Origin of the sequence: Kitasatospora sp. NPDC056531, from assembly GCF_042794375.1 — a bacterium.
Taxonomy (GTDB): Bacteria; Actinomycetota; Actinomycetes; order Streptomycetales; family Streptomycetaceae; genus Kitasatospora.
Map to the genome: position 1 here is coordinate 119,658 of NZ_JBHTTU010000001.1, position 16,910 is coordinate 136,567.

A 16,910-nucleotide genomic window follows, 5' to 3' on the forward strand; every position below is an offset into this window, starting at 1 on the left:
TCAAGGACGATCTGCTGGCGACGATCCCAAGCGCGAAAGGACGGGGTCCGGTGATGCGCTGCCGACCCCGACCTTCGCGCGACAGCCCAGCGTGTCAGCTCAAGGCGCCAGCAATGAGCCGCATGGAGTCCACGATCACCACGGCGCCGGCGGCGGCCAGCTTGGCACCCTTCCCCGGTTTGTTGGCGTAGCCAATCGTCGGGACGCCGGCAGCCTCCCCGGCCTCGACGTCGCGGGCCGCGTCCCCGATGAAGATGCAGTGCTCCGGCCTGGTGCCCGCGGCTTCCATAGCCTCGAACAGGAGGCGCGGGTTCGGCTTCATGGACGAGGGGTCGCCTGGGGCGCGCCCGAAGACGCCGGCCACGTAGTCGCTGAGGCCATGCTCGGCAAGGTAGGCCTCGATTGCCTCGCCCGCGTTGTTGCTGACCACCGAGACCAGCCGACCGGAGCGGGCAGCAGCACACAGAACCGATTCTCCGCCTGGGGTCGGGCGGGCTACCCGAACAGCGTCGGTCTCCAGCGCGGCCAGCGCGGCGTCCGCGCTCTCCGTGAGATCGGGCCGGGCATCCGAGACCAGCCGGAGCAGGGCGAGCGGGTCGGTCTCCTCCTCCGCCCCGGCCGGGGCCTGCTCGCCGGCAGCGAGCAGGCCCTCACGGAGGCGGCGCGCGACCTCCGGGGCAGGGAGGCCGGCGAAGACCGAGCACACCGGACCGTCGAAGTCGAGGAGTACGTGCTTCACCGGCCGCAGCACGTCGGCGAGTTGCTGAGGGGTGGTGGTCATGGCTGCCGCTCGTAGGCGATCGTGCTCCACACGCTGTCGAACCACATCTGGGCTTGCTGGACATACTGCGATCCGAGCGAGGCGTCGTCCGGGCCGGCGGCGTGGTGGAACAGGGTGGTGTCCTTGCCGGTCACGTCGTAGAAGGTGTGGGTCGTGTCGTCGATCGACACGGTGCGCTCGCGGAGCGGGTAGAACCCGAAGAACGCCTCCGACCGGTTCAGGATGTACAGCTTGAACAGGCTGGACGCCCGGTGCACCTTGACCTGAACGCTCGCCTTCTGGACGAGCCCCAGCTCAGCGAGCATCTCCACCGAGTGCGCGATCCCGCCGGCGTTCGTCAGGGCGATGTTGCGCGCGCGCTGCCGGAGGGCGGCCTCGTCCTGGAGCCCGTCTACCAGGACCGGAACCGCCATGGGCGCCGTGGTGTCCGGCAGTAGCAGGCGGACCGTGATGGATTCCGGCGCCAGCCGGCCGGAGCGGACCTTGTCGAGCGGCTCCTGCAGCGCGTTGTGAAGGGTCTCGCTGGAGAACCCGGCGAAGTCGAGGGTCACCTGCTGCTGCTCGAAGGCCGCCTCCAGGTGCGGCCGCAGCCCGACCGGCCGAGAGGTGCGCTCCCGCACGAACGAGCCGCTCCCCTGCCGGGTCACGATCAGCCCCTCGGTGCGGAGCAGGTCGAGCGCCTTGTCCACCGTGCCGCGCGCCACGCCGAAGTGCTTCGCCAGCTCGGGGCCAGAGGGGAGCTTGTCGCCGGTCTCGAAGCCCGGCTTCTTCGTGAGGATCGAGGCCCGCAGAGAGCTACCGACCTGCTGATACGGGGGGCGAGAGTCATCCGGGTCTAGGGCCATGGGCCAATGCTAGGGGAGGTGCCCAACAGGCGCGAGAAACCCAACTCCCTTGACCTGCCTAAGCAGGTTGTCTATGTTGTGAGTGCCGCACCGAGTGAGACAGGGGCGACACGGAGGGGCCTTCTTTGGGCTGCTCTGAGCTGCACAAATGCGCCTATGGGGATAGGCGAAGAGGCCCGGGACAGATCGGGCCGAGGTCGACCGCGCCTTGGCATGCGGATGGCATGGGCCGAAAGGTCCGCGTCTGCCCTGAAAGACGCACCCCCCCCGCCAGCTCGCCGCTGAACTCCTCGGCGCCGGACCGGCGCGGCCTCAACGAACGAGTGTCTTTGGTCCCCGATCCGTGCCGCCTGAGGCGGGTCGGGGGTCATGGCTGCTCGTGACGTGACGAGTAGCTGGCCCTGAATTCGGGGCCGCCGCGCTTTCCTTGGCCGGGCGCGCGGCAGCCCCTGGGGCCCACCTCCCACTGGAAGAGGTAGACCCGTGAAGTCGATTGTTGCAGGTCAACATGCCTTGGACTCCAAGGAGTTCGCGGAGCTGGCGTTGGGCGTGGACGAGGAGCTGTTCGCCGGCGTGCCCGGCGAGTCGGCGGTCGAGCGCCAGGCCCGGTTGGACGTGGCGTACGCGGTGCTGGCGGACCTGCGCCGGGAGGACCCGGAGCTGGCCGCCTACGCCGAGCGGCTGCTGAAGATGGCGCCGGTGCCGCTGCGGTTCCCGGCGGTCGTTCGCCGCATGGCGAGCGTCGAGCGGGTGGCCGCGTGACGACCATGGCCGCGCCGGCGGCCGTTTCAGCCCCGCCCGCCGCCGCTTCAACCACACGGCCCGCCGCTTCAACCGCGTCGGCGACGACCCCCGGCGCGCTGATGCTGGGGCTGACGATCCTGGCTGCGGTCGGTGGCACGGCACTCGCGGGGATCGGGTTCTGCGGCTCCTACGCCGCGCTGCGGGACCTGGGTTTCAGGCACGGCTTCGGGGACTTCAGCTACGCGTTCCCGGTCGGTGTGGACGCCGGGATCGTGGCCCTGCTCGCGATGGATCTACACCTGATCCGCAAGGGCACCCCGTGGCCGATGCTCAGGTTGCTGGCCCACGGTTTCACCGCCGCGACGATCTACTTCAACGCCGCTTCCGCCGGGCCGCTGCTGAAGAACCCGACCGGCACGGCGATGCACGCGGTCATCCCGATCATGTTCGTCGCGGTGGTCGAGGCCGGGCGACGCCTGGCCATCCGGATCACCCGGATCGAGGCCGGCCACCAGAGCGACGGGGTGCCGCTGAACCGGTGGCTCCTCGCCCCATGGCCGTCCTTCAAGATGTACCGGCGGATGCGCCTGAACGGCATCGCCTCCTACGAGCGGGCGGTCGCGCTGGAGCGGGAGCGGCTCGTCTACCGGGTGATGCTGGAGCGCGAGCATGACGGGGACTGGCGCAAGGCCCCCGCTGACCAGCGCCTTCCGCTCACCATGGAGCGCTTCGGGCTGAGCGTGGACGAGGCCCTGGCCCTGCCGATGGAGGCCGAGGAACGTGCCCGGCTGCGGGCCGAACGACAGGCCGCGTTCGAGGCCGAGATCGAGGCCCGCGCCGAGGCCCGGGCCGCCGACGCCCAGATCTCCAGCCTGCGCACGGCGGGTCGGGTCGAGGCGGCCGGGTACGAGGTCGGCGCCGAGACCGCCGCCGCGCGTGCCCAGGCCCAGGCCCGGTCGCTGGCCGCCGGCCGGGAGGCGGAAGCCGCCGAACGGCTCGACCAGGCCGAGGAGGAGCTGAAGGCCGCCGCCGCCGAGCAGGAGGCCGCCGAGGCCCGCCAACGCGCCGCTGAAACCGACCGGACTGCCGCTGAAACGGAGCAGGCCGCCGCTGAAACCCGGCGCCGTGCCGCTGAAACGGACCGCGAGGCGGCGGCTGTCGAGCGGGCCCGGGCCGAGGATGAGGAGGCCACTCAGTCCGCCCGTCTGAGCGCGGCTGAAACGACGAAGGCTGCGGCTGAAACGGAGGAGGCTGCCGCTGAAGCGGGCCGCCGCGCGGCCGAAGCCGAGCGCGACGCGGCCACCGCCAAGCGCACCCAGGCCGACACCGAAGAGGCTGCCGAGGCGGCCCGGTTGCGTGCCGCTGAAGCCCACCAGCGCGCGGCTGAAGTCGAGCTGCGCGCGGTTGAAATGGAGGACGAGGCGAAGCTGACGCCCTCCGCCCGGGCCACTCGCAAGGTCGCCCGGATGATCCTCGCCGATGGCGCCGGCAACCCGGACGCCGTCGATCTCCAGACCATCGCCGAAGCGCTCGGTGTCTCCCTCGCCACCTCCTCCGGGCGCCGGGCCGAGGCCGCCGAACTGCTCGCCTCCGGCTACAACCCCGCCGCGCTGACCATCTGACCAGCACAGGAGGCCTCCATGGGCAAGAAGCTCGCCGACGCCATCGAGCGCGACAACCGGCTGGAGGAGGCTGGCATGCACGGCGACGACCGCCGCACCTGCTGGGCCCACCAGTGCTGGGCCGAGGACTGCGCCGACGACCCGATGCACACCAACCCCAGCCCCCTGAACTGAAGCTGCCCATCTCCACAGCACCCCCTGCCGGTTCGGCTTCCCCTAACCCTGCACACGGAGGGCAGTGTCATGACCCTGACCAGAACCCCGCTCCCCATCCCGCCCATCACCAACGAGGACCGCGCCCACGCCGCCGGCGCCGCCGCTCGCCTGCTCACCCGTCTCGTCGGTGCGAAGGGCGGTGCCCGATGAACACGCACAAGGAGGTGCCCGGCCTCGGCATCGCCCGCCTCGACGGCGGCGGCCTCGCCTACCGCCTGGCCGAGCCCGTGACGACCGACGACGTCTGCGGCCTGGCCCGCCAGCAGTGGTGTCGCCGCCTGGAGGTTTCCGACGCCTCCAGCGACGGACGGCGTCCCGCCCAGTTCCGCGCGATCTGCGAGCTGGACGGCGAGCCGTTCGTTCTCGTCGGCCGGATCGGGGAGGGCGCCTGATGTTCGGCATCGGCAAGAAGCAGCCCACCGAGTCCCAGCCCAAGTCCCGCCAGCAGCGCAGGGCGAAGGCCGTACGCAAGGCCGACCGTGCCGGAAACGCCGCGATCGATGCGCTCCCCACCAGCCGCTCCATCACGAACTGGCGGCACACCCCGGACGCCTCCCGGCGCTCCTCCTGACCTTCCCCGGGCCCGGCCTCCCCGGCCGGGCCCCTACCTGGAGAACTGACCATGGACTGGCTCCTGAGCCTGCTCTACCCGATCCTCGCGGTCGGTGCCGGCGTCGCCGTGTGGCTCCTCCGCCGGGAGGAGAACCGGTGAGCTACGACCAGATCCCCCAACTGCCCGCCGACCACCACAAGGCCGTCGACTGGGACCGCGTCAAGCGCGCGACCCGTCTGCAGCACCCGGTCCGCACCGCCGCGACCCTGTGCACCGGCGCCGTCCTCGGCCCCTGGTGGACCAGCTTCGCCGCGATGCCCCTGATCGGCCTCTACGGCCCCCGCGCCGCCATCGGCCTGACCTTCATGACCGGCGTGTACGCCTCGGTGGTCATGACCAATGGCCGTATCCGCCCCATCGTGCGGCGCCTGGCCGCCGTCGCCCTGGTGACCGCGATCAGCGGCACCCTCTACGCCGCCCCCGTCCGCGACCTCATCGTCGCCTGGATCATGGAGAGCTGATCGATGGACCTGATCGACTTCACCCACGTCGTCACCCGCGCCGGGGCCGCTATGGGCTTCGCCACCATGGCCGTGACCGGCATGACGCTCTACTACTCCAACGGCCGGACCCTGGCCGTGCTGAAGCGCCGCACCACCTGGCTGCCCTGGGCCGGACCCGCCGCCACCATGGTCCTGGCCAGCTCCGTGACCGGCGGCCTGGTCGGCAAGATCTCCGGGGGCTTCACCGGCACCGGGAACAAGGCCGGGCAGGCGGTCGGCCACGTCGGCATCGGCCAGGACGGCGCCGGCGCCGTCGACGTCTCCGCCGGCGAGGTCCTGGGCTACTCCGGCTCCTGGATCGTCCTGGTCCTGGTCGTCGGCGTCGGCCTGTTCATCTACTTCGCCAAGAGCTGGAAGGAACGGGCCCTGGCCCTCTCCGGCGCCCTGACCGGCGCCACCTGGGGCATCGCCTCCTCCATCGGCGGCTGGGCCGCGATGCTCGGCGTCCCGCTGGTCTCCTGGATCGGCGAGCAGGTGATCGGCTGATGGCCGGGCCCACCATCGTCCGCACCCAGCGCGGTGCCCAGCACATCGCGCTGTTCCTCGCCCACTGGGCCGGTGGCCACACCGTGTCGGAAGAGGAGATCATCCGGCGCATCGTCAAGGCCCGCCAGGAGGCCCACGCCACCGCCGTGGCCGAGGCCAGCCGCCAGGCAAAGACCGCCCACAAGCAGGCCACCCGGCTCCGCCGGTCCGCCGACGAGAACGGCGGCCTGGTCCCGGCCCAGATGACCGCGCTGGCCACCGCCGACTTCGAGGCCCGGCGCCACGACGCCGCGCTAAACGCGTTGGGCGAGTTCACCGTGCCGGTACTCGACCCGGGCCACGTGAAGCACCGACGCCACCGGATCGCCACCTGGCGGTGCGCGATACTCGCGTCACCGGTCGCCGGGATGCTGACCGCCTCATGGATAGTCAGCGGCAACGTGTTCCTGTTCAGCGTGCTCGGGGGAGTCGGCGCCTGCCTGGCACGCGGGGACAAGCCGTTCAACCTCGTCGTCCGCGCGGTGCCGGCCGAACTGGTCGCCGCGACGCCGCTCGTGCTGCCGATCGCGTCCGCCAACGTGGTGAAGCCGGGAGAGGAACCGGAGTCGGCGCCAGTACCGGTCGACTCCGGGGAGTGGCGCGACGAGCTCCGCCTCTACGTCGAGCACGCCGTCGCCCACGCCGACCTCCAGGGCCGCGCAGGCGTCCACGTCGTGGACCTCCTCAACGGCCTCCAGGAGTCCGGCCGCTACCTCGGCTTCACGAAGTCGAGCTTCCCCGCCAAGCTCCGCGACGCGGGTCTGCCCGTCACCGGGATCAGCATCAAGGGCGACAACCAGCTCGGCGTCCGGTGCGACCAACTCACCAAGGCGCTCGGCCACTCCCCGCGGCTACCCGCCCACCTGGTCCCCGACCTGACCCACGACGAGCCCTCGATCGCGGGGGAGGACGCCCCCTTCCAGAGCCCCTCCCTCGCCACTCGGCAGACCGCCTAGACGCACTAGACGCGCAGGTCAGCCATCTAGCGACTACGTCTAGCCCCAGATCTAGCCCCTCCCCGGAAGGGGATGTGGATCACCACGAAAGCCGCCCCGCAACGGCGGCCCCTGACACCCCCTCACAGGCCCGGCGGCGCGGCCCCGCGACGGCCGCCCCGCCGGGCTTCCCGATGAAAGGCACCACTGTGTACGACGACTACGACGAGTACGACGCCGCCGACTGGGCGCCGGGCGAGTGCGACCACTGCACCGGCGGTGAGCCCGTCGACACCCCGCTCGGGCTCATCTACTGCGCCTGCCAGATCGGCCAGGGCGCCACCCCCGAGAACTGCCTCTGTGGCCCCGAAGGCGACTGACCGACACAGCACAAAGCCCCGCAGCAACCGCCGACCTTGCCGGGTGACAGCCGGTTGCTGCGGGACCAATCCGATCCCTCTCAGAGACCAGAGGACTCCAGCATGCCCGGAAACACCACCGCGCCGCAGCCCCGCTGCGAGGCCGCCCACCTCGGCGACGCCAGCCCCTGCGAGGGCCCGCGTGACGCCGTGACCGTCCTCGACCGGCACGGCGACGCCGCCAAGGCCTGCGTGCACCACGGCATCCGCCTGTACGCCAGCCTCATCGACCCCCGGGTCCACCCCGGCAGCGTCCCCGGCGCGGCCATCGAGGTTTACAAGCGCGCCCAGACCACCTCCGCGTTCGCCTGGCTCGACCACCACCAGCTCCCCAACGAGGAGGAGCGGTGACCGAGAACTCCCTGAACGTGATCCCGTTCCGGCCGGAGCCCGTCGAGGTGAAGGCCGCCGAGCAGGCCGTCATCGGCGCTGCCCTGCTCGACCCCGCCCAGATCCCGGCGTTGGCCGCCCAGCTCGGCGACCCGAGCGCGTTCTACCACCCCGCGCACGAGACGATCTGGCGCGCCATCACCCGCATGGCCAGCGGTGAGCGGCCGGTCGACCCGATGCTGCTGGCCGGTGTCCTGCGCGCCCAAGGCGACCTGGGCCGCATCGGCGGGCCCAGCTACCTGCACACCTGCATCGAGGCGACCCCCACCGCCGCCAACGGCGACTACTACGCCGAGATCGTGCGCCACGCCGCCGAGCGCCGCCGCATCGGCACTGCCACCAGCCGCCTGGCCCACATGGCCATGGCCGGCGAGGACCAGGCCGACCTGGACGCCGTCCGGACTGCTGCCCTCTCCATGCTCGCGGACCTCGCTGCCGGAGACACCTGGCTCGATCCCGTCCCGCTCGGCTCCCACGGCGCCTTGCCCATCTTCCCCGTCCAGGCCCTGCCCGGGTGGGTCGGCGCCTACGTCGAGGCGGTCGCCGAGTTCACCCAGACCCCGCCCGACGCGGCCGCCACCATGGCGCTCGCCGCGCTCTCGACCGCTGCCGGCGGCCGGGTGAACGTGGAGATCCGGCCCGGCTGGCGCGAGCAGTCGAACCTCTACCTGACCTGCGCGATGCCCCCGGCCAGCCGCAAGTCCGACGTGTTCGCGTTCACGATGGGCCCGGTCTACAAGGTCGAGGCGGAGCTCCAGGCCGGCGCCAGGACGGTGATCATCGAGGCCGAGACCGCCAAGGACGCCGCGCTGGCGGAGGTCGACGCCCTGATGGCCAAGGCCCGCAAGAACCCCGACCTCGACCGCACCCGGCTCATCGCGGAGATCTCCGCCGCGAAGATGCTCGCCGAGGAGATCACCGTCCCGCCGAGCCCGCGGCTGACGCTGTCCGGGGACATCACCCCGGAGACCGTTACCAGCCAGCTCGCCGTCCACCGGTGCCTGGCCGCGCTCTCCCCGGAGGGCGACCTGTTCGACAGCATGGTCGGCCGCTACAGCAGCAAGCCGAACCTGGGGGTGTTCCTGCAGGCCCACAAGGGCGAGCGGCTCCAGTCCGACCGGATCACCCGCGAGCAGCCCACGGTCGACAAGCCCGCCCTCACCATCGGCGTGACCCCGCAGCCCGCCGTCCTCCAGGAACTCGGCACCGCCCCCGGAGCCCGCGACCGGGGCCTGCTCGCCCGCTTCCTCTACTCCCTGCCGCCCTCCAACCTGGGCTACCGCAAGGTCCGCACCGCCCCCATCCCCGACAAGGTGGCGAACGCCTACGACCGCAACCTGACCCGCCTGCTCCGCGCCATGACCGACCTCACCGAACCCGTGGCCGTGCTCATGGACCAGGCCGCCGACCTCGCGATCGAGCGCCTCCAGGAGCGCGTCGAGGTGCAGCTCCGGCCCGACCAGCCGCTCTCCCACATCAAGGACTGGGCCGGCAAGTTGGTCGGCCACATCGCGCGAATCGCCGTCCTGCTCCACCTCGCCGACCACATCGCCTCCGACCGGGACAGCAACGCCTGGCGTGCCGGCCTGGAGGCCGCCACCGTCGACCGCGCCGCCGAGATCGCGGACTACTACACCGCCCACACCCTCGCGGTCTTCGACCTCATCGCCGCCGACCCCGCCACCGAGGACGCCCACGCGCTCCTCCAGTGGCTCCAGCGACCGAAGAAGGACGGCACCCACCGCACCCACATCAAGGCCCACGACGCCGTCGCGTCGTCCCGGCGGTTCAAGAAGGTCGCCGACGTCGAACCCGCCCTGCACCTGCTGGAACAGCACGGCTGGCTTCGCACCGACCAGCCCACCGCCAGCGGCCAGCGCGGCCGCCCCCAGGCCGTCACCTACCGCGTCCACCCGACCGTGAGCACCCTCACGGTCCCGGACACGACCGCGTAATCGTCAGGGATGTCAGGACAAAGCCCTGACCAGCCCAATCGCCACCAGGCGGCCTGTCAGGGACCGTCAGGGCATTCAGGGATAACCGAGATCCCCTGACAGCCCTGACAACCCCTGACGCCCCGACAGGGGCGATATCTGCAGGTCAGCGAGTTCCCCTGACATCCCTGACGCTTTCCACCCTCCGCATCCGCCCGCGAGAGGGCTCGCAACACTCCGCAAGCATCATCCACACCCACAGCAGGAGACTTCGCCATGCCCAAGCGCGAACTGCTCAAGCTCGCCGTCGTGCTCGCCGAACTCGGGATGTCCCGTGCCGCCTTCTACCGGATGCGCGCCCGGGGCAAGGGCCCGCGCCTCATCAAGCTCCCGAACGGTCAGGTCCGAGTCGACCGGGCCGACCTGAACGCGTGGCTCGACTCCTGCGAGGTGGCCGCCTGATGCCCACCTCCTACAAGGTCACGTTCTGGGACCACCGCCACCGTCCCGACCGCCGCAAGCCGTGGATGGTCCGGTGGACGGTGAATGGCCGGGAGTTCTCCGAGTCCTACCTCACGAAGACCCAGGCGGACGGCCGGAAGGCCGAACTGCTCGTCGCAGCGGCCTCCCACCAGCCCTTCGACACCGAGACGGGCCTCCCGCTCGCCGAGCTTCGCAAGCGCCAGGAGGAGCAGAACTCCGTTACCTGGTACCAGCACGGCCGGAACTACGTCGAGGCCCGGTGGGACGGCGCCCCGGCCAAGACGCGGACGACGTGGGCCGACGCCTTGGCGAGCGTCACGTTCGAGCTGGTCAAGAGCAAGACCGGGATGCCCGACAAGCTGCTCGTGCGGCGCGCGCTGTACGGCTGGGCCTTCAACGTGAACCGATGGACCGATGAGCCGCCGGTCGAGGTCGCCAAGGCGTTGGCTTGGGTCGCTCGGAACTCGGTGGACGTGTCCGAGCTGGCGGACCCGAAGATGGTCCGCCGCCTGCTCGCCGCCCTCTCGGTGAAGCTGGACGGCACCAAGGCCGCCGCCTCCACCACGCTCCGGAAGCGCCGGATCCTGAACCACGTCCTGGGCCGTGCCGTCGAGGACGGCCTTCTGACCGCCAACCCGCTGCCGTCGGTGCAGTGGCAGCCACCCCGAGCCGAGGAGGAGGTCGACCCCGAGTACGTCATGAGCCCCGAGCAGGCCGCCGCGATGCTGGAGGCCGTCGGCCGGCAGGGGAGGCGCGGGCCGCGGCTGGTGGCGTTCTTCGGGTGCATGTACTACGCGGGCATGCGTCCGGGTGAGGTGGTCCACCTCCGCAGGGACCGGTGCGTCCTGCCGGCGGAGGGTTGGGGAAAGCTCAACCTCAACGGGAACAGCCCCCGCGTCGGGTCGTCCTGGACCGACAGCGGCGCATCCCACGATCCCCGGGGCTTGAAGCACCGGCCGGAGAAGGCCACCCGCCCGGTCCCGATCCCGCCCGAGCTGGTGAAGCTGCTGCGGGAGCACATCGAGCTGCACGGCACCGCGCCCGACGGCCGCCTGTTCCGGACCTTCCGGAACGGCATGGTGCAGGAGAGCGGGTACGGCGTCGTCTGGGCCGCCGCACGGGCCGACGTGTTCACCGAGGAGGAGCAGGCCACCCCGCTCGCCAAGCGCCCGTACGACGCCCGGCACGCCGGGATCTCGCTCTGGCTGGCCTCCGGTGTGCCGGTGGCCGAGTGCGCCCGTCGCGCGGGGCACAGCATCGCCGTCCTGCTCCGGGTCTACGCCAAGTGCATCCACGGCGACGAGGACCACGCCAACCGGCTCATCACCGAGCGACTTCAGCGGCGGACGACGTCCACGCCAACAACCGAGGACCCCTGAGCCGCACCTGACCCGTGTCGTCAGGGGGCAACGGCCAACGCCGCTCGTAGCGGGTCGCTCAGGGTCATGTCGGAGTCGTGGACGTCGCCGGCCTGGTCGACCTTCCAGCCGGCGCCGTCCTGGACGAGTCGGATCGCGCGCCGGTCAGTGCTGCTGGCGCCGTCTGGCTGGGTGACCTGGAAGACGACCATCACACCGGTGCCGGCCGGGTGCTGGCTGAGCGCAGGAACCTGTTCGGTCCGCTCAGCGGTTACTGGACCGATCGTCGCAGGTCGGGTGTCGGCCGGGCTCGGGGTGGCCATCGGAGGGACGGTTGAGCCGTCTGCGTAGATGCCCGCCGGCTCGGAAGGGCTTGCGCTCGGCTTGCCTGGGCTGGTCGCTTCCGGGGTGCTCTCGACGTGGTCTGCGGTGCACCGCTGGAGGCTGCCGCCCTGGTAGGCGACGGTCCTCAGCTTGCACACGGTTGCCCAGTCCCGGGCGGTGACCGCCTGCTGATAGCGCACAGCGGTGCCCTGCGCGCCCTCTGCGGTCTGGGATTTTGCGTCCCCGCCGGTGTTCGCGGTTCCGGACGACCCGCACCCCGCGAGCAGCGCGGTTCCGGCGGCCACGCCCAGGATGGCCAAGCGTTTGTTCCTCATCCCATTGCCCCCCTTGATTGATGATCCCGGACATAGATCATTCCACTGTCCTTGGCCAGACCCCTCCGGCCAGCGCTCAATCGGTCGAAAACCCGCCGGTAGAGCATCTCGGCGAACAACGCCCGGCCGCCCCTGATCCTGGTCCGCCCCTGGTCCGGAACCGCTGGTCAGGACTGGGATCCGGGCGAAACGAGGTGAGACAAACCACCCAAAACGACCATCCGGCGTGACCGGTGTTCGAACACAACGAAACAGCCCCTGATCTGCGTTTCCGCAGATCAGGGGCTGTTTTCTATCCTGTGGCTGGTGCAGGGTTCGAACCTGCGTAGCTTGCGCGACAGATTTACAGTCTGCTCCCTTTGGCCGCTCGGGCAACCAGCCAGGATTTTCGCTTCCCGGGGCGATGCCCCGTTCGACTTGGTAAACCATACCTGATCCCGGGGGGTGCTCCGCCACTCGATAGATCACGCGACGATCAAGAAGCGTCGCACCGCTGTCACGGGCGGGGCCGGGGTGGCGCTGGATAGGCTGGGGCGGCGGACGCCCAATGGGGCGGGCCGTGCCAGTGAAGCCAGAGCATCAAGGAGACCAACACCCATGGCCGACTCCAGTTTCGACATCGTCTCGAAGGTCGAGTGGCAGGAGGTCGACAACGCGATCAACCAGACCTCCCGTGAGATCGCCACCCGTTTCGACTTCAAGGGCGTGGGCGGCGAGATCAGCCGCTCCGGCGAGAAGATCGAGATGAAGGCCAACGGCGAGGAGCGCGTTCGGGCCATCCTCGACGTGCTGCAGACGAAGTTCGTCAAGCGCGGCCTGTCGCTGAAGGCCCTGGACGCCGCCGAGCCGCAGCTGTCCGGCAAGGAGTACAAGATCTTCGCGAACGTGAAGGAGGGCATCACCACGGAGGATGCCAAGAAGGTCGCGAAGATCATCCGGGACGAGGGCCCCAAGGGCGTCAAGGCCCAGGTCCAGGGCGACGAGCTGCGCGTCAGCTCGAAGAGCCGCGACGACCTCCAGACCGTCCAGGCCCTGCTCAAGGGCAAGGACCTGGACTTCGCGATCCAGTTCGTGAACTACCGCTGACGCCGGTCCGGTCGGACCACGGCACGGCCCCGCTCCCGGTTCGGGGGCGGGGTCGTTCGCGTCGGCGGGTGAGGCCGGTCGGCGGCGCACCTTCAGGCCGCCGCCCAGCCACCGGTGCTGCGGTGCGCGGCCAGCCCGACCGCGTCGAACTCGTCCACCCGCCCCGGGGGGACGGACGCGCCGAGCCGGCGTAGCGCCCGGGAGATCGGGGTGCCTTCGGGGACCGGCTCGAACTCCCCACTGGCGAGCGGCCCGAGGACCACCCGTCCGTCCTCCCAGACGGCGGCGCGCTGGGTCCCGCTGCCGCCGAAGTACTCGGCCTCGACGCAGGCGATCGGCCCGGCCTTGGACCAGGCGGCGAGCCGCAGTTCGAAGCCGTCCGAGTGCCACCCGAAACCGGCTCCGCCACCGACCTTGGGCACCGCGCCGTCGCCTTGCAGCGCCGCCAACACGGCGGAGGTGACCGGGATCAGGGCGAGCCCCTGGGCCAGCGGCACCACCCGGGCCGCCGGGACCTCCGCCGCCGCCAGCGTCAGCAGTTCCAACGTGCCTATCAGCGCCTGGAGTTCATAGGACATGCCGCACATGGTGTCCCACCGCACTGACAGTCGGCCCGAAATTTATGATTCCGTGCCCGCTCGGAGACCGTAGAGCAGGGTGAAGAGGGTCACGTCCACCGCATCCTCGGACGTACTCGGCCCTTCCTCGCTCAGCTCGTCGAGGATTTCGCCCAGTCGGGATCGCAGCCGGGTCAGCCGGTCCGGGTCGAGCCGCAGGGTGAAGTTCGCGAACAGGCCGGGCGACCCGGGCGAACCGTCCTTCGCGGCGCTGAAGTCCAGTCGGCCGTCGGCCACGTGGGCGCGGAAGTCGCCGCGCAGCCGGTCGATCGCGGCCAGCATGGCGTCGTACGCCTCGGAGCGGGCCGGGGAGTCCGCGGTGAACATCGCCGGGGCGAGCCGGATCGAGTCCTGGGCGGCCCGGTAACGGCTCTCCACGATGCCGGAGACCAGCCGGGTGCCGGCCACCAGGATCAGCCCGGCCTTCTCCAGCTGCTGGTCGCCGCCGTGATCGGCGCGACCATCGCCTACACCGGCCCGATCCGGCTGCTGGCGCTGCGCTCGGTGGTCGCGCCGGAGCAGCTGCCGCAGGCGCTGGCCCAGGACGAGGCCCGGATGAGCGGCGCCGCGCTGGCCGGCCCGCCGTTGGCCGGGTTCCTGTTCGGGCTCGGCCGCTCGGTGCCCTTCCTCGGCGCCGCACTCGCCTCGCTGTTCTCGCTGACCTCCGCGCTGGTGGTGCGCTTCCCCAGCCCGGCCGAGCCGGAACAGAAGGCCGAGGGCGGCGCGCTGGCCGGCTTCCGCGCCCTCGCCGCCTCCCCGCTGCTGCGGCCCGCCCTGGCCGTCCTGCTGGTGATCAACCTGACCGGAGCCGCACTGCTGCTGCCCGTCATGGTGCTGCTGCGCGACCACGGCACCAGCAGCGGCGGGATCGGCCTGGCCCTGGCCGGCGAGGCGGTCGGGGCGCTGGCCGGGACGGCCCTGGTCTCCCGGCTGCACCGGCTGGCCGGCCCCGGCGTCCTGCTGCTGGCAGTGGCCTGGGCCGCCGTGCCGGTGCCGCTGGCGCCGCTGCTGCCCGGCGGGGCGGTCACCGTCTTCGTCGCGCTGTTCACCGTCGGCGCGGGCACCCCCGCCCTGCGGGTGATGCTCGACCTGCTGGTGTTCCGGCAGGTGCCGGACCGGCTCCGCGGCCGGGTGATCGCCGCGACCATCACGCTGCTCACCGCCGGGATGCCCGCCGGGGCTTTCGCCGCCGGCCTGCTGCTGGACCACTTCTCCCCCGCCGTCGCGCTGGCCGCGATCGCCGGTGTGCTCGCCGCCGCCCTGCTGCCCGCCACCGCGAGCCGCACGCTGCGCCGCGCCGTCTGGCCCGCCGCCGCCCCGGGCGCCGAGCAGGGCTGAGCGCGGGCCGCCGAGCGGGCTGACCGCGGGCATGACCGCGGCCGACCGGGCATCACCCGCACGGGCGTACGCCGCATGCGGGGGCCTCGGCAACCGGGTGAACTGGCCGGGTACGGCCCGCCCCCGGCTTCTTCCCGGCGGCCACCCCGCCCAGCCGACCGGGGCCGTACCGGAGGAGAACCGATGAGTTCCACGGACGCGCCCTCACCCGGCCGGGAGAACCCGCACGGCCCGGCCGCCGGCTCCGCCGCCCGGGAGCGGACCGGGTCGGTGGCCGGCCGGGTGGCGAGCGCCCCGCGGATGTCCTGGCTCACGCCCGCGCCGATGACCACCGGTTCGGTGGCCGGCCCGCGCTCCGCGCCGACCATCCGCGGCACCGTCCGCAGGTAGCCGCGGCACCGCCCGCAAGCAGCCTCCAGGAGCGCCGAATGACCGACGAACTCGCCCTTCGAATAGCCGGGTTGATGCCCCGCGCGCAGGCCGATCTGGCCGAGCTGGTGGCCATCCCGTCCGTCGCCGACCCCCGGCAGTACCCGCCGGAGAAGTGCCGGGAGGCCGCCGAGTGGGTCGCCGCCGCCTTCACGGAGGTGGGCCTGCGCGACGTCCACCTGGAGGAGACCCCGGACGGCAGCCACGCCGTGATCGGCCACCGCCCGCCCCCGCCGGGCGCCCCGACCGTGCTGCTCTACTGCCACTACGACGTCCAGCCCCCGCTCGACGAGGCCGCCTGGACCTCCCCGCCGTTCGAGCTCACCGACCGCGACGGCCGCTGGTTCGGGCGCGGCGCCGCCGACTGCAAGGGCAACATCGTCATGCACCTCACCGCGCTGCGGGCGCTCGGCGACGACGTCCCGGTCGGCCTCAAGCTGGTGGTCGAGGGCTCCGAGGAGCAGGGCACCGGCGGCCTGGAGGAGTACGTGCCCCCGCGGGCCGGGGAGCTGCACGCGGACGCGCTGCTGATCTGCGACACCGGCAACGCCGCCGTCGGCGTCCCCACCGCCACCACCTCGCTGCGCGGGGTCGTCACCGTGGTGGTCACCGTCCGGGCGCTCAAGGGCGACATGCACTCCGGCGCGTTCGGCGGCCCCGCCCCGGACGCCCTGGCCGCGCTGATCCGGATGCTCGACTCGCTGCGCGACGCCGACGGCGGAACCCGGATCGACGGCTTGGACTGCGCCGGCACCTGGAGCGGGGCCGGGTACGACGAGGCGCGGTTCCGCTCCGACGCCGGAGTGCTGGACGGCGTCCGGCTGACCGGCTCCGGCACCGTCGCCGACCGGCTCTGGGCCCGCCCGGCCGTCACCGTGCTCGGCATCGACTGCCCGCCCGTGGTCGGCTCGGCCGCCGCCGTCCCGGCCGTCGCCCGGGCCCGGGTGAGCCTGCGGGTGCCGCCCGGCACCGACGCCCGCGCCGCCCAGGACGCGCTGGTCGCGCACCTGGAGGCGGCCGCGCCCTGGGGCGTGCGGACGGAGGTCGAGCGGGAGAGCGCCGGCTCGCCGTTCCGCGCCGACACCGGCGGGCCCGCGTACGCCGCGCTGGACAGGGCGATGCGGGAGGTGTACGGCAAGCCGATGACCTTCCTCGGCCAGGGCGGCTCGATCCCGCTCTGCAACGTCCTCGCCACCGCCTTCCCCGAGGCGGAACTGATCCTGATGGGCGTCGAGGAGCCACGCTGCCTGATCCACGCGCCGAACGAGAGCGTCGACCCGGGAGAGATCCGGGACATGGCCCACGTGGAGGCGCTGTTCCTCCGACACTTCGCCAACACGCGCTGAACGTGCTGGAGTTGGAGGACGTCCGCCCGGACCCGAGGAGGAAGAACCGTGCCCCGTCCGTTCACCA

At 71.9% G+C, this 16,910-nt stretch carries 23 protein-coding genes and 1 tRNA gene; 18 read left to right on the plus strand and 6 right to left on the minus strand.

What is annotated here, in order from left to right:
- Positions 1-94: 94 nt before the first annotated feature.
- Positions 95-781: an HAD family hydrolase gene (locus tag ACFQ87_RS00625; RefSeq protein WP_380608323.1), complete on the minus strand. Its 687-nt coding sequence runs from the start codon at positions 779-781 to the stop codon at positions 95-97.
- Positions 778-1,626: a GntR family transcriptional regulator gene (locus tag ACFQ87_RS00630; RefSeq protein WP_380608325.1), complete on the minus strand. Its 849-nt coding sequence runs from the start codon at positions 1,624-1,626 to the stop codon at positions 778-780. Before ACFQ87_RS00630 ends, ACFQ87_RS00625 begins: the two co-directional genes overlap by 4 nt.
- A 513-nt stretch (positions 1,627-2,139) precedes the next feature.
- On the opposite strand from ACFQ87_RS00630, the gene ACFQ87_RS00635 reads away from it, so the two are divergent.
- The 14 genes from ACFQ87_RS00635 to ACFQ87_RS00700 all read left to right on the plus strand — a co-directional run bounded on the left by ACFQ87_RS00635 (position 2,140) and on the right by ACFQ87_RS00700 (position 11,389).
- Positions 2,140-2,388, plus strand: a complete 249-nt coding sequence (locus ACFQ87_RS00635) for a hypothetical protein (RefSeq protein WP_380608326.1) — start codon at positions 2,140-2,142, stop codon at positions 2,386-2,388.
- Between the two features lie 101 nt (positions 2,389-2,489).
- Positions 2,490-3,992: a DUF2637 domain-containing protein gene (locus tag ACFQ87_RS00640; protein ID WP_380608327.1), complete on the plus strand. Its 1,503-nt coding sequence runs from the start codon at positions 2,490-2,492 to the stop codon at positions 3,990-3,992.
- Positions 3,993-4,010: 18 nt separating this feature from the next.
- Positions 4,011-4,166, plus strand: coding sequence for a hypothetical protein (locus ACFQ87_RS00645; RefSeq protein WP_380608328.1), 156 nt, complete (start codon positions 4,011-4,013; stop codon positions 4,164-4,166).
- Between the two features lie 69 nt (positions 4,167-4,235).
- Complete coding sequence (locus ACFQ87_RS00650) at positions 4,236-4,358, plus strand: hypothetical protein (protein WP_380608329.1); 123 nt, start codon at positions 4,236-4,238, stop codon at positions 4,356-4,358.
- Complete coding sequence (locus tag ACFQ87_RS00655) at positions 4,355-4,600, plus strand: hypothetical protein (RefSeq protein WP_380608330.1); 246 nt, start codon at positions 4,355-4,357, stop codon at positions 4,598-4,600. Before ACFQ87_RS00650 ends, ACFQ87_RS00655 begins: the two co-directional genes overlap by 4 nt.
- On the plus strand, positions 4,600-4,779 hold the full coding sequence (locus ACFQ87_RS00660; RefSeq protein ID WP_380608331.1) for a hypothetical protein: 180 nt from the start codon (positions 4,600-4,602) through the stop codon (positions 4,777-4,779). Before ACFQ87_RS00655 ends, ACFQ87_RS00660 begins: the two co-directional genes overlap by 1 nt.
- Positions 4,780-4,916: 137 nt before the next feature.
- A complete protein-coding gene (locus ACFQ87_RS00665; protein ID WP_380608332.1) occupies positions 4,917-5,282 on the plus strand; it encodes a hypothetical protein in 366 nt (121 codons plus the stop codon).
- A 3-nt stretch (positions 5,283-5,285) separates the two neighbouring features.
- Complete coding sequence (locus tag ACFQ87_RS00670; RefSeq protein ID WP_380608333.1) at positions 5,286-5,810, plus strand: hypothetical protein; 525 nt, start codon at positions 5,286-5,288, stop codon at positions 5,808-5,810.
- Positions 5,810-6,805 carry a hypothetical protein gene (locus ACFQ87_RS00675; RefSeq protein ID WP_380608334.1) on the plus strand — a complete coding sequence of 332 codons (996 nt, stop codon included), beginning with the start codon at positions 5,810-5,812 and terminating at the stop codon, positions 6,803-6,805. Before ACFQ87_RS00670 ends, ACFQ87_RS00675 begins: the two co-directional genes overlap by 1 nt.
- A 173-nt stretch (positions 6,806-6,978) precedes the next feature.
- Positions 6,979-7,164, plus strand: a complete 186-nt coding sequence (locus ACFQ87_RS00680) for a hypothetical protein (RefSeq protein ID WP_380608335.1) — start codon at positions 6,979-6,981, stop codon at positions 7,162-7,164.
- Positions 7,165-7,266: 102 nt separating this feature from the next.
- Positions 7,267-7,554, plus strand: coding sequence for a hypothetical protein (locus ACFQ87_RS00685; protein ID WP_380608336.1), 288 nt, complete (start codon positions 7,267-7,269; stop codon positions 7,552-7,554).
- A complete protein-coding gene (locus ACFQ87_RS00690) occupies positions 7,551-9,548 on the plus strand; it encodes a DUF3987 domain-containing protein (protein WP_380608338.1) in 1,998 nt (665 codons plus the stop codon). Before ACFQ87_RS00685 ends, ACFQ87_RS00690 begins: the two co-directional genes overlap by 4 nt.
- A gap of 255 nt (positions 9,549-9,803) precedes the next feature.
- The gene (locus tag ACFQ87_RS00695) at positions 9,804-9,989 is read left to right on the plus strand and encodes a helix-turn-helix transcriptional regulator (RefSeq protein ID WP_380608340.1); all 186 of its coding nucleotides are present in this window, start codon (positions 9,804-9,806) and stop codon (positions 9,987-9,989) included.
- Positions 9,989-11,389 (plus strand): tyrosine-type recombinase/integrase, encoded by a 1,401-nt coding sequence (locus ACFQ87_RS00700; protein ID WP_380608342.1) that lies wholly within the window; start codon positions 9,989-9,991, stop codon positions 11,387-11,389. Before ACFQ87_RS00695 ends, ACFQ87_RS00700 begins: the two co-directional genes overlap by 1 nt.
- A gap of 20 nt (positions 11,390-11,409) precedes the next feature.
- On the opposite strand, the gene ACFQ87_RS00705 is transcribed toward ACFQ87_RS00700, so the two are convergent.
- The gene (locus ACFQ87_RS00705) at positions 11,410-12,027 is read right to left on the minus strand and encodes a hypothetical protein (RefSeq protein ID WP_380608343.1); all 618 of its coding nucleotides are present in this window, start codon (positions 12,025-12,027) and stop codon (positions 11,410-11,412) included.
- 300 nt (positions 12,028-12,327) lie between these two features.
- Positions 12,328-12,408, minus strand: a tRNA-Tyr gene (locus ACFQ87_RS00710).
- Positions 12,409-12,624: 216 nt separating this feature from the next.
- On the opposite strand from ACFQ87_RS00710, the gene ACFQ87_RS00715 reads away from it, so the two are divergent.
- Positions 12,625-13,113 (plus strand): YajQ family cyclic di-GMP-binding protein, encoded by a 489-nt coding sequence (locus ACFQ87_RS00715; protein ID WP_380608344.1) that lies wholly within the window; start codon positions 12,625-12,627, stop codon positions 13,111-13,113.
- Between the two features lie 92 nt (positions 13,114-13,205).
- Here ACFQ87_RS00715 and ACFQ87_RS00720 read toward each other — a convergent pair whose 3' ends face one another.
- Both ACFQ87_RS00720 and ACFQ87_RS00725 read right to left on the minus strand, forming a co-directional pair.
- Positions 13,206-13,691 carry a hypothetical protein gene (locus ACFQ87_RS00720; RefSeq protein ID WP_380608345.1) on the minus strand — a complete coding sequence of 162 codons (486 nt, stop codon included), beginning with the start codon at positions 13,689-13,691 and terminating at the stop codon, positions 13,206-13,208.
- A gap of 42 nt (positions 13,692-13,733) precedes the next feature.
- Positions 13,734-14,138, minus strand: coding sequence for a hypothetical protein (locus ACFQ87_RS00725; protein ID WP_380608737.1), 405 nt, complete (start codon positions 14,136-14,138; stop codon positions 13,734-13,736).
- 27 nt (positions 14,139-14,165) lie between these two features.
- Between ACFQ87_RS00725 and ACFQ87_RS00730 the strand changes: the two genes are divergently transcribed.
- The 3 genes from ACFQ87_RS00730 (at position 14,166) to ACFQ87_RS00740 (ending at position 16,843) form a co-directional block, all read left to right on the plus strand.
- On the plus strand, positions 14,166-15,068 hold the full coding sequence (locus tag ACFQ87_RS00730; protein WP_380608717.1) for an MFS transporter: 903 nt from the start codon (positions 14,166-14,168) through the stop codon (positions 15,066-15,068).
- Positions 15,069-15,251: 183 nt separating this feature from the next.
- On the plus strand, positions 15,252-15,458 hold the full coding sequence (locus ACFQ87_RS00735; RefSeq protein ID WP_380608346.1) for a hypothetical protein: 207 nt from the start codon (positions 15,252-15,254) through the stop codon (positions 15,456-15,458).
- 38 nt (positions 15,459-15,496) lie between these two features.
- On the plus strand, positions 15,497-16,843 hold the full coding sequence (locus tag ACFQ87_RS00740) for a dipeptidase (protein WP_380608347.1): 1,347 nt from the start codon (positions 15,497-15,499) through the stop codon (positions 16,841-16,843).
- Positions 16,844-16,910 lie beyond the last annotated feature (67 nt).